This is a genomic window from Oleiphilus sp. HI0086, assembly GCF_001635225.1.
This window is the reverse complement of sequence record NZ_LWFZ01000740.1, coordinates 1-12513: the sequence shown is the minus strand read 5'-3', so window position 1 is coordinate 12513 and position 12513 is coordinate 1. Positions and strand designations below refer to the sequence as shown.

The window sequence follows — 12513 nt, the reverse complement described above, 5'->3', positions numbered from 1 at the left end:
TCCCGGAGCGCTGGTGGTTCTAATATCGGTTCTGCTTATGGCAGCGATATTAAGATCAACCGTCTCCTGGCAAGCCACTCTGGCTGCCGGAGGAGTAATTAGCCTGCTTACAGGCATTGTTGCTCCTTATCTTATGCCAGAGTTGATTGAAACCCTAATGGGGTTGGCTGAAGAGTTCTTTAAGCAGCTCGCAGAAGAGTCGCAGCAAGAATACGATGCTAATTTACAAGAAGGTTTCAAATTGCTACTGGTAGCAAGCTTTGCTTCATCCTTTTTCGGGATGGCTGTTATATCGCTGTTTTTAGCGCGATCCTGGCAGGCAAGCTTGTATAACCCGGGTGGTTGGCGAGAGGAGTTTCACCAGATACGCTTAACTGCGCGTATGGTGATGGGCCTGGTTTTGTTGATTGTGATCTTACCTGTGCTGGGCGTGAGTCCTGCCTTGGTTATCGCAGTCGCTGTGGTTCCGATTATGGTTTGCGGTTTTGCCTTGGTGCATGCCGTGATAGCGAAGCGAAAGCTTGGCGGGCAGTGGTTAATTGGCATTTATTTCTCGGCCATATTGCTGTTTCCAACTGTATTGATGCTGATAGCTTTGTTAGCCTTACTAGATAGTTTGGTCGACTTTAGAGCTAGAATGCAGGCGCCAGAATAGTAAAAGCATGAAACGCTGATTAGTTACATGAAACTAATTTGAGAAATCTAGAAAATAGAGGATCACGAGATGGAAGTTATTCTACTCGAGAAAGTTGGAAAATTAGGTGGTTTGGGTGACAAGGTAACTGTTAAGGCAGGTTACGGTCGCAATTTCCTATTACCATACGGTAAAGCTGTAGCGGCAAATGAAGCAAATGTTGCTGAGTTTGAAGCACGTCGTGCTGAGCTTGAAAAAGCTGCTGCTGAGAAGCTTGCTGCTGCTGAAGCGCGTGCTGAGCAATTGAATGAGAAAGAAGTAACTATCGTTTCCAAAGCGGGTGACGAAGGTAAGTTATTCGGTTCAATTGGTGTTCGCGATGTTGCGGATGCAGTAACGGCTGCTGGCGTTGAAGTTGCTAAATCAGAAGTTCGTCTTCCTGAAGGTGCGATTCGTAACGTTGGTGAGTTTGATGTTGCGATTCAATTGCACAGTGAAGTAACAGCGATCATTAAATTGATCATTGTTGCGGAATAAGCTTCTGAAATAAGTAGTCAGATAGCTTTGACTAAACATGGTAAGAAACGTTGCCATGGTAGAGTGATTTGAAAATATAAATTACTCTCTGATACGGCCCGAATATATATTATATTTCGGGCCGTATTCATTTATGCTCTACAAAACTAAGCATTGCACTTTTATGATCTATCAGAGGTGAGAGTCTTGTCAGTACTTGATCAGGATACACAGAAACTAAAAATACCTCCCCACTCAATCGAAGCGGAACAGTCAATACTGGGTGGCTTGATGCTGGACAACAGTAAGTGGGATGTAGTCGGTGACAAAGTCCTGGAAGAGGATTTCTATCGTCAAGATCATCGTTTGGTTTATCGAGTAATTGCTAAGTTAGCGACGGGTGGTAATGCTCTAGATGTAGTGACGGTTGCTGAAGAGCTTGAACAAATGGGCGAGCTCGAAAATGCTGGCGGTATGGTTTATCTGGGGCAGCTCGTCGAGCGCACGCCAAGCGCTTCTAACGTTAGGGCCTATGCAGAAATCGTTCATGAGCGAGCAGTACTTAGACGATTAATAAGTGCCTCGGGAGAAATTACAGACAGTGCTTTTAACCCCCAGGGGCGGACAACCTCAGAGCTTCTAGATGAGGCTGAAAGGAAGGTTTTCCAGATCGCTGAGAATAGTGGTGGGAAAGACAGTGAAGGGCCTCAATCAGTAAACCCTATCCTAACCAAGACGCTAGAACGTATTGATGAGCTGTTTAATGCCTCGGGTGGTATTACCGGTGTCACGACGGGTTTTAGAGACCTGGATGAGATGACCTCCGGTCTTCAGCCTTCGGACCTGGTTATCGTTGCGGCTCGACCTTCGATGGGGAAAACGGCCTTTGCAATGAACCTGGTTGAGGCCGCCTTAATTAAAGCAGAGAAGCCTGTATTAGTATTTAGTATGGAAATGCCGGCTGACTCAATACTAATGCGTGTTATCTCCTCATTAGGGCAGATTAACCAAACCAGAGTACGTTCCGGTAAGCTGGAAGAGGATGATTGGCCACGCTTGACCTCTGCGGTGAGCATGCTCAAAGACAAGCCCCTCTTTATTGATGATACGGCAGGTTTGAGCCCGACGGAGGTTCGATCTAGAACTCGGCGTGTCGCGCGAGAAATTAAGCAGGATATAGGTCTCATCATGATCGACTACCTTCAGCTGATGCAGGTTCCTGGCATGACGGAAGGTAGAACAGCAGAGATTTCTGAGATATCGCGATCTTTAAAAGCTTTGGCGAAGGAAATGAACTGTCCGGTGGTAGCCTTGTCTCAGTTAAACCGTGGCTTGGAGTCTAGGCCGGATAAGCGCCCTATGAACTCAGACTTGCGTGAGTCAGGAGCAATCGAGCAGGATGCCGATGTTATTATGTTTATCTACCGTGACGATTATTATAACGAGGATAGCCCTGATAAAGGTATGGCCGAGATAATCATTGGTAAGCAGCGTAACGGGCCGATTGGTAAATGTAAATTATCATTCCAGGGGCAATATACTAAATTTAATGATTTGTCTCACGCTGATTATGGAAACGAGTTTTGATCGAAAAGCTTAGGCGGGCAGAAGGTGTTAATTTGTGTCTTGAGGGTGAGGGCTTTTCAGGCGGTCGTCCATTATATCTTGAAGTAGACGGGCAGGCTTTTCGTCATAATATAAAGCGTGCAGCAGAAATATCGAAGGCTACTTCTTTAATGGTGGTGCTTAAAGCCAATGCCTACGGTCATGGTCTGATCGAGATGGCAAGGCTTGCTGGCCAGCATGACTTGGCAGTGGCAATTCCCGAAGAAATGCGCCAATTGCGTGAGGCTCAGCTCGCTAATCGAATATGGGTACTTGAAGGACCTTTTGCTAAGGCCTGTATCGAGGATACAAGCAATGTGATTTGGGTGGTCCATAGCTTATGGCAGTTGGCGCTGTTTGAAAATCAAACTCAGGCTTCTGAGTATAAAGTTTGCTTAAAGCTTGATACCGGAATGAATCGCCTGGGTATGAATAGCGAGGACTTTGCACTTGCATTGAAGCGAATTGAGTCAAATCAGTACCTCTCGCTCTATGCTTGTATGACGCACTTCTCAGCAAGTGATTTGCCAGGGGGGGAGCAGGTAGATCAGCAGCTTCAGCGCTTTAATTCTGTTATACAAGATATTGAGTCGGATGAGCTCTTACTGAGCACGGCTAACTCCGGTGGTATTCTATATTATCCTCATAGCCATAAAGATATTGTTCGACCTGGTATTATCTTATATGGCGCAATGCCGTCACCAGAGAAGCAAGACCAGAATTTTGATTTAAAGCCGGTGATGAAATTAAAGTCTGCAATCATGGCTGTTAGAGAGCTTTCTATCGGAGAGCGTGTTGGCTATGGCGGCCGCTGGCGAGCATCTCGTGAATCACGAATTGCAACAGTCGCTTGCGGTTATGGTGATGGTTATCCCCGACATGCACCAGATGGAACGCCGGTAGCGGTTTTTGATTCCGCGTCACAATCCTTTGTTCGAGCCCCGCTTGTAGGGCGGGTATCGATGGATATGTTGGCAATTGATATAACGGATATTCCTTCTTGTGGTCTTGGCAGTCCTGTTGAGCTGTGGGGGGATTATATTAAGGCGGACGAGCTTGCATCTTTGGCTGGTACGATTGCCTACGAGTTATTTTGTAGTATTACTACTCGTGTTCCAAGGCTGTTGAGTGGCGAATAGAGTATTCGCCACTGGGCCTTTTTAAGGTGCTTCTTCGAGGAGTTCTTCGCTCTCTGATGGTTCTTCAGAAGTATCGTCATACATAAACTTCATGTCGCCAAAAGAGCCTGTCGGGTTGATGAAAGAAAGGCTGCTCGGAAAGAAGTAGGTCTTGACCGGTGCGTCATGTTCATAGCTATCTTTAACTTTCACCTCACCATGAAATTGGCTCTTTATGTCAATATCGATAACCTCTGCGATGTTGCCAGGCAAAGTCCCTATTAGAGCGCCATGCCCCAAGTCATGATCTTGATTATACTGATAGATATTAGGGTTAATGAGAGCGGGAATAGTTTTCTCTCCAACACTTAGTAATGTCGTATCATTTGAGTTGATGATAGCCTGTTCTACGGGGGCACCCGAGCTATCAAATAAGTTGGAAATTCGTCCCCATATTGAGTTCGCAATATCTGGGAAATGACTTGTATAGAGTTCGCTGTCGAAATTTTGAGCAAACAATTGTGGCTGGCCGTCAGTTTCACGCTCGAGGTGAATGAGTATGTTGTCGTCGCTGCCCTCAATATAGCTCGTATAAGTATCTGATGAAGGAAGCCCTGCCGATTCTATAAAAAGACCTAGATCTCCGGTTAACTGGACCGAGGAGCTGGAGTCGATGTTAGATTGCTGGTTATCTTCAGCAAAAAACTTGCGAATGATGATGTTCTGCGATGTGCTGATCATTCGAATGTCTTCTACTTCTGCCGCTGAATACTCCTTGAGCGTGGTAAGGGTCTCTTCGGTGGATACACCTTCAATCATATGAAGATTAAGTCCGTCACGTATATACAGTCTATCAGTCTCTTGATGATAGGAAAGTTGAGAGTCTTCAGGGTTTTGAAATACAAAAATTGGTGTTTCAAAGCGATCTTCACGTTCTTCAACATGGCCGCGATCAAATATTGCTAGAGTGGGGAGTTTAATTAAGGCGTCGTTATGTCTGAACAGAATAGCATTCTCAATATAGGTGAACCATTGATCTTGGTTATTCTTATAGTTTGGGTCTCGGTTGATTAGCTCAACGCCAAGCTCAGTAAGACCAAATGAGTATTCGAGAGTGTCAAAATTACGATCAGATTCTTTAATATAGAATTCATATTGATTCTTTAGGTAGTTAAATCCAAGGTAGCCAAACTCTTTGGTTGAGGTGTTATAAACCGGGTGCTCGGCGTACATTAAGGCTTCACTTGAATTTGTTACTCGTCCAACCCAGGCCTGACTTTTCTCAAACGAGGTTTCCTGGTTGCTTGCTAAAGAGTGGACTTCATCTATTTCCTCTTTACTTAGGTATAAATGTTCTTCGTGGTTACCGTAGAAAAAATCGTGCTCGTGGGTGTGGTAGTGAGGGTGGTTGTTAGGGTCGAAAGGCAAGCCATCATCGCCAATCTCGCCAGCTTCGTAGGCGTGATCGTGGTCATGGTCATCTGTATGAGTATGGGAGTGGCTACTAACATGAGTATGGCTATTGATAGATATACGGCGAATCTCATACTCGGTATCTGGGTCTTGTTCTAGGTCAATTTGGTAGTAATTGAATGTGCTGAGAGCACAGTCCTCGGGTGCTGTTTTTACATATAGTTTATGTTCATTTTTGTACAGTATCTCATCAATGAGTCGGTTTTCTTCATCAAGGGTTAGAGACGGCCGAATATCGCAAATAAGAGGGGGCTTGCCATCCACAGGCTCAAAATTGACAATTGGGTGGGCATAGCGAGTCACTAATTCGAATAAAAATATAGAGGAACCTTTGCTGTAAGCAATAAGCTCAGGAAGCAAGGTGTGTATAAGTGAAGAATTGCTGTCGTCACCTTGAACTTCTTCTGCCTCGTCGGTGTCTAGATATACAATGTGGCCTTCAGGAGAGCTAACTAAAGTTGGGTTTTCATCGTCTGGCCCAATGAATAGAGAAAGTCGCGCTGCGCTGTCCTCGGTAAAATGGGCTTCTACAATCTTGCTTTCGCCTGATTCCGGGTCGAACTCATATAGTGAGTTGTTTTTAATAAATGGAAAGTTCAAATTTTCGATTATTGGTGGCAACTCGGTGGTGGTTTTGTTTGACTCAGAGCAAGCTGCTATACCCATCATCAAAATGGCTAATATTAAAAGTCGTGAATGCATTTTCATCTGCTTGGTAACCCTATTCCTTTTGTAAATGCGTAAACTCAATGAACGCTGCTCAAAAACTACATGCCATCGACTAATAATAACGATAGAGATTGATCTTCAATATCAGGATCTGGTGTTTCTTGACTGGGGTTAAAAATGAAGCTGAAATTGGCGCGCTGCTCGACCCCCTCAAGAGAGTAGGTCGCTTCAAAGTTTAGAAAGCTATAATAATCGTTGATGACGCTTCCATTCATGAATTCGAGGTTTGATAATTCATGGAAGATACCGTAGCTAAAGTCAACGGAGCGGTGCTCTTTATTCCCATTTTCATTCTCTCGTGATGACTGTGCCAGCGCACGGCCATTATCTTTGTCTTCATCATATTTATACAGATAGGCTCCAGAAAGCTGCCGCGTCCCACTAACATTCTTAACTGGCGACGATGATATGAGTAAAGGTAAGTCATCTTGATTTCTCATATCCTTAACAAAAATGAGGGTGCTTTCCTCGAAGCTTGTTGGTTCGTAGTTGCTGTTCTTTTTCGTCAAAATATGCGCTTGTGAGCCTGACTCGCTATTGTAGGAGTTGAAGTGGAATGTATCGTCATTGATGTAAATCGAAATTTCTTCGGACTCATCTATATTGCTCTCGTTTCCTGTCTCATAAATGACAGTTAGCAAGTCATCTTTTCCAGTCTCTTCGGTAAGTAGTAGCAACTCGTTTGCGCTGTTTAGTCGATAAGTTAGCGAAACATCTTCCGTACTCTTGCTATTACTATAAATAAGCTCAAACCGATCACTTTCGTATAGATAAAGGTCGTTTTCAACCTGGATTACAAAGTTACTTTGCTGAACTGGCTGGCTGGTATTAAGGGTAAGGTTTGTATAACCGTTGAGCGTTAATGTTGGCGTATCAAATATAGCGTTAATGCGTGCTTGTATAGGAGTTGAGCTACTTGTTGGGTCATCGACAGTAAATAGATATGAAGTTGGTATAACAAATAAGTTAGATCCTTGCTGGGCCAATATCTTGTTATTTGATACTTGAGTAAAAGTAAGGGGTTCTGTGAAAGGGAGTTGTGTACTCCATTCTATTGTTTGTATTTCGTTAAAACGGTCTATTTCTGCATAGTTAAAAGATAGTTCGGAAGAGTTGTTGTTATAGCTAAGGTAGCCATAGTTTCCTTGCCATACTGATGAAATTACTTTTGCTGAATCGTAGTCAATAACTAACTCGGGATCTTGTTTTCCCTCAGAAACGACGCTGTGTTCAAAGATTGTGAAGATGTTCTCATCAATCAGAGTAGAAAAATCAATTTTTTCATAGAAAATATCGCCATCACAAGCGGTTGAAGCCGAAACATGAAGGATGATTTCAGGAAGGTGTTTAGTGCTGACATTGGACTCTTTTCGGTCTTGAAAAGCGTGGGTTGTAGGCATTCTAATAGCTGAGATACCACAAATATGGCTACTTAGATTTGCTAATACATAATGTTTGTTATTGTTGGCTTTGTCGAGATCGAAGAGGTTTATAACGCTTTCTTCTTGCGAGTTTCTCGTTACATAGGCTATGTATTCGAAACCTTGTTTTTCTTCATCTATGTCGAAAGCTAGTGCGGTCTGAAAGTCGTTAGTTGCTTCAGCAAAATCGGCGAGCTTGTAGGTTATAAGGTTGTCATTCTTGATAGTGTAGTAGCTGATAGTGTTATCAACAGTATTAATATAGGCGTTATAGGTATTCACCTCAGGTGGATCCACAGGCGTCTTATGGTCGGTGGTACATGCCGTCAAAAAGAAAATGCCTAGTGGCAGTGTTAGCGATCCTAGCAAAGAGTGAAGGTTAGGCAATAAAGCTCTCATTAGCGAATGCATCCTGATTATGTAATGATGATTTTATTAGGGCATGTAAATACAATTAACCACTGAGTATATCTGTCTTACATAGTGAAAAAAAATCTAACAAAAATGAATGGGATAAGGTTCACACTATTAAGGTCGCTCAGGTTCAATTTGACCGTCACTGGGCTCGTTGAATTGATTTAGTATTCCCTTAAATTGCATTTATCAAAGTAAACAGAGTTAGCCATAAGTGTAAGTCAGGCTTCCATCTAAGCTGTAAATATCTAATAATTCAAATCTATTCCTACTCAAAAAATAATAATAGGAGACAGTTATGTGCCGGTGTTTGGTGACAGGAGCAACAGGTTTTATTGGGAAACTTTTGGTAGAAGGTCTTCTTAAGCAAGGGCATGATTTGCTTGTGTTGGTGAGGAATCCTGATACTGAAAAATGCAGCGAACTTATTTCTAAGTGGCGAGCTTTATCCTTAGTGCTAGACAATGGTTCTTCGTTGGATGTTTGGTGTGGCGATTTAAATAGCCAGTTTATGGGGCTCGATAAGACTTTATATAGTTTTTCAGATTTTGATCATGTTTTTCACCTTGCAGCAGTGTACGATCTGGGGGCGCCTGAAAAACTCGTTATGGAAACGAATGTCCAAGGTACGGAGCGTTTGTTTAGCACGCTGGTTTCTTCAGGTTTTGCTGGTCGAGTTCATATGCTCAGCTCGATGGCTGTGGCAGGAGACTTTCAGGGCACCTTTTCCGAGGATATGTTCGATGAAGGTCAGGAGCATTCGCATACCTATCATTTGAGTAAATTTCAGTCCGAGGCTTGTGCCCGTCGTTTTAGGGATGAGCATAATATGGACTTAAGGATTTATCGGCCTTCTGCAGTAGTAGGCGACTCAACAAGCGGTGAGATTGATAAAATCGATGGGCCATACTATATGTGCCTGTTAGTAAGTTTTTTAAAGCGATATTTACCTTCATGGGTGCCAATCCTTGTTCCTAAGTTAAAGGCAAATCTCGATGTTGTACCTCGGGACTACCTTGTTGAAGCTATATTGCTCTTGAGTCAGTCTGAGGACTTGGGGGGGCAAACTTGTTTTCACCTGACCGGCACGCAGTCACTACCTTTACATAAAGCTTTTACGCAAATTCTTCGTGCAGCAGATGGTCCAAAAGTTGGCTTTTCTTTGCCTGTAAGGTCTTCAGGTATACAAGGTGGCGTGTTTAAGCAACTAGGTATGCTAAAGCAATTGAAGGCAGTTCAGATCGCTCTCGATGGACTTTTCGAAAAGCTAGGTATTCCTTCGTCAGTCTTTTCAGCACTAATGCCAGGCCTGAAATTTAGTGCAGATTCAACACAGAAACTTTTAGTTAAACAGGGCTTGCGAGCCCCAGCATTTGAAGATTATGTCGATCTGTTATGGGACTACTACAATCGCTATTTGGACCCTGCTAAGAACAGAGAGAACTTGGCTGAACTCGCCCTTAAAAATAAAACTGTTTTAATTACAGGCGGCTCAAGTGGAATTGGCTATGCGAGCGCCAAACGGGCTCTGAGTTATGGTGCTCGAGTTATTCTGGTTGCCCGGCATCAAGATAAACTAAATGAGTGTAAAGAGGCATTAATTGCCAGCGGTGTAGACCCAGAACGAATCGACATCTATACGTGTGATTTATCCCATTTTGATGAGTGTGACGCGCTTGTTACCTATATAGAGGATAAGTACGTTTCACTTGATGTTTTGTTTAGTAATGCTGGACGCTCAATTCGTCGTTCTCTTTCTCGCTCTGAAGGGCGTTTCCATGATTTGGAGCGAACGATGCAGTTAAATTATTTTGGGGCTTCGCGCTTGATTTTGGGGCTTCTTCCTTCCATGGTCAAAAATGGTGGAGGGCATATTCTTCATTCTTCTTCAATGGGTACTATGGCTGTCACGCCACGTTTTGGGCCTTATATGGCAAGCAAATCTGCTATGGATGCGTTGTGTGACTCACTGGCTGCAGAGTTTGCTAACCGGGATATAAGTGTCACCTCGATAAAATTCCCCTTGGTTAAGACCGAAATGGTTGCGCCAACGAAAGAATATAAAAATGCCGACCTGGTAAGCGCCGAGGATGCGGCACAAATGTTTATTGATGCGGTGATAGATAAGCCCAGAAAGCAACTTACCGGAATGGGCCTGTTTTTGGGGGCTATATCTTTATATGCGCCAGAATTAGTAACCCAGATCTATAACTACCTTTATCAAATATGGCCTGATGAGCAAGGAGAGTACCCCGAAATGGGCTTGGATAGGGCGCTTTTGACAAGTATTGTGCCGAACTCACCTTTATAGGGCTGTCATCAGTAGTGATATTTTTGAGCTAGTTAATTCTGTCGGGTGCTTCGTTTTTTACTTCTGATCCAGGGTATTTGTGTTCTTGTTTATAGCGTAAATATTCTTTTATGTACGTGCCAAAATACTTATCCAGATAATGAAGCGCCCCGGCATAGTTGCCTTTAAAGCGTGCATGATGAAAGTCGTGGTAAACCGGGCCGTCATATAAAGGCAAAAACCGCAAAGGATTCCATGGAAAGTCATAGCCTGCATGGCCGTCAGCGGCTTCAATATTTCTAATAATAATCCAGGCATAGAGCACATAAAGATGGCAGCCAAGTAAAATAGGGCCGAGCATGGCTAGACTGCCGATCAAGATGAACTCGATAACATGAAAGTAGTTACCGTCTAATGCGCAGGTGTTGTGAATTCTATGATGGACCGAGTGAACCTTGCGTAGCATCCATTTGTTTTCATGTAGCCAGCGATGCATTAAATAGAAAAGAAAGTCATCCAACAAAAGAAAAAAGATAATTTGAATTACCCAGACGTACCAAGCTGGTATAGGGCCTTCGTGAATATCGCTATAACGGAGAATTGGCCAAAAGATAATGAGGAGCACAAGCATGATCAGCGAATTGAAGCTGATTCTAGCGATATTGGGCCAGAAATATTTTCTTACCTGGAAGGGTTTGTCTTGAATTTTATAGGGCTTTGCCCAATCTGGGTCAAGCCAAGCAAGAATTGTCCAGGGGGTGGCAACGACAAGAAAAGTACCGACACTCAGGGCGAGTGTCGCGACGGGAAAGGCTAAAAACATAGGGTCTTGATACAGTTCAAATAGTTCGTTGAGTTGTTCTATCATTGTTCGTTAGTCCCTTATAGGCTCGTGTTGGGTGTCAGTAGTGCTTTAAGCTCTTGGGGGAGTGCATAGGTTTTTGAACTAGCTGGTAGCAGATTGGTGTCACGAGAGTTGAACGTGTGCCAATAGACAAAAGTTTTATCTTTCTCGGCTTGAGCGTGACTCAGTACTGCTGCCGCAGTTTTCGCTGTATAGGTTGATTCGAGGTTTATATGATGAGCTGCAAATAGCTTGAGCGCGGCCTTACTTGCTGTGGTGCTTAAACCGTAGCCATCACCGAAAAAATAATTGTTTAAGTGTATTTGGGGCGCTTTTTTTATTTCCAGCTTGTCGGATCGATGCTTTAAATAATTAGCCGTTCTCATCATCAGTTTAGCAATAGTTTTATCTGTGCAAGTTTCAATGGGGCCGAGATGCGATGGGGCGACACGAACGCCAATGACTTTGGTTTTTAGTCCCAGTAAGTTACAGCCAAGGGTCAAGCCGGCAAGTGTTGCGCTAGAACCCACAGGACAGTATAGATAGTCAGGTTCGGGAATTAACTGAGCATCAATTTGCATTTTCAGTTCAAAAGCAGCATTGACGAAGCCGAGGCAGCCAACAACATTTGAGCCTCCTGCGAACAAGCTATAAGTCTGCCTTTTCTCAAACAAGCTTCGTTGATAAAAATGGAAAGCCGTTTTAGCGATCGTTTTTCTGTAGTCCAGTTTTGCACCAAGTTCCCACATTAGCCGAAGATTGTTAAGAACGGTGTCTGATATGGCCTGATCGAATAATATAATGTTGGTAGAAAGCTTGTACTTACTGCCAAAATAAGTGGTCGCAACGCCATGATTACTGCCGATTGCTCCAAATGTTAAAATACGCTTCTTGTTCGCTTCCAACGCATCGGCGAGGATGAACTCAAGCTTCCTAACTTTATTTCCTCCGTATTCTGAGTGACTTAAATCGTCTCTTTTTATCCATATATTAGAAGGAGGTCCTCCAAATTTTGTGATAGGTGCAGGAAGGTCTGCAAAATTCAAGCAAGGACAGGCACTTTTAAGTTCCGGGAAATGTTCAAAAATAGCTTTGTTCATCGTATTATTGTTGTTTGTTGTACTAATGTTGATAAGTATTGTGTTTGATAATAAATATTAGAGCTGCGCTAGCGTAGAATTATTCTTTAGGTATTTATTGACATATTGCGACCTTAAAGGCCGCTTGGGCAAAATTCGTAGTTCTTGTATACTTGAATGATTAGCTTTCGACACTTTTTACGTAAAATTAAGGCAAGGTTTGTTATGCAAAAGATAAGGTTTATAGCAATTACTGCTTTGTCTGTATTGTTAAGTGCATGTGCCGCAGTGTATCACGCGGCGGAAGAAGGGAATTCAGGGTATAGGGATCTAAAAGCTGGGAAAGGGATTTTTTATGTGGAGTATACCGAGAGTGCGAATCGTAGTTGG

At 43.2% G+C, this 12513-nt stretch carries 9 protein-coding genes; 5 read left to right on the top strand and 4 right to left on the bottom strand.

The window, feature by feature from the left end; genetic code table 11:
* The 4 genes from A3756_RS12485 to alr all read left to right on the top strand — a co-directional run.
* Positions 1-655 (top strand): hypothetical protein (locus A3756_RS12485; protein WP_231875533.1); only part of this gene is annotated, 655 nt, incomplete at its 5' end.
* 69 nt (positions 656-724) lie between these two features.
* A complete protein-coding gene (gene rplI / locus A3756_RS12480; protein WP_068511437.1) occupies positions 725-1171 on the top strand; it encodes a 50S ribosomal protein L9 in 447 nt (148 codons plus the stop codon).
* 186 nt (positions 1172-1357) lie between these two features.
* Positions 1358-2737: a replicative DNA helicase gene (dnaB, locus tag A3756_RS12475; protein WP_197469892.1), complete on the top strand. Its 1380-nt coding sequence runs from the start codon at positions 1358-1360 to the stop codon at positions 2735-2737.
* Complete coding sequence (gene alr, locus A3756_RS12470) at positions 2734-3894, top strand: alanine racemase (RefSeq protein WP_082865236.1); 1161 nt, start codon at positions 2734-2736, stop codon at positions 3892-3894. The genes dnaB and alr overlap by 4 nt, the downstream gene beginning before the upstream one ends.
* A 21-nt stretch (positions 3895-3915) precedes the next feature.
* On the opposite strand, the gene A3756_RS12465 is transcribed toward alr, so the two are convergent.
* Both A3756_RS12465 and A3756_RS12460 read right to left on the bottom strand, forming a co-directional pair.
* A complete protein-coding gene (locus A3756_RS12465) occupies positions 3916-6048 on the bottom strand; it encodes a hypothetical protein (protein ID WP_068553600.1) in 2133 nt (710 codons plus the stop codon).
* Positions 6049-6113: 65 nt separating this feature from the next.
* On the bottom strand, positions 6114-7895 hold the full coding sequence (locus A3756_RS12460) for a hypothetical protein (protein WP_068511430.1): 1782 nt from the start codon (positions 7893-7895) through the stop codon (positions 6114-6116).
* 313 nt (positions 7896-8208) lie between these two features.
* Here A3756_RS12460 and A3756_RS12455 point away from each other — a divergent pair, with 313 nt between their 5' ends.
* Positions 8209-10221, top strand: coding sequence for an SDR family oxidoreductase (locus tag A3756_RS12455; RefSeq protein WP_068511427.1), 2013 nt, complete (start codon positions 8209-8211; stop codon positions 10219-10221).
* Between the two features lie 28 nt (positions 10222-10249).
* On the opposite strand, the gene A3756_RS12450 is transcribed toward A3756_RS12455, so the two are convergent.
* Positions 10250-11068, bottom strand: a complete 819-nt coding sequence (locus A3756_RS12450) for a sterol desaturase family protein (protein ID WP_068511425.1) — start codon at positions 11066-11068, stop codon at positions 10250-10252.
* 14 nt (positions 11069-11082) lie between these two features.
* Positions 11083-12144 (bottom strand): 1-aminocyclopropane-1-carboxylate deaminase/D-cysteine desulfhydrase, encoded by a 1062-nt coding sequence (locus tag A3756_RS12445; RefSeq protein ID WP_068511422.1) that lies wholly within the window; start codon positions 12142-12144, stop codon positions 11083-11085.
* Positions 12145-12513 lie beyond the last annotated feature (369 nt).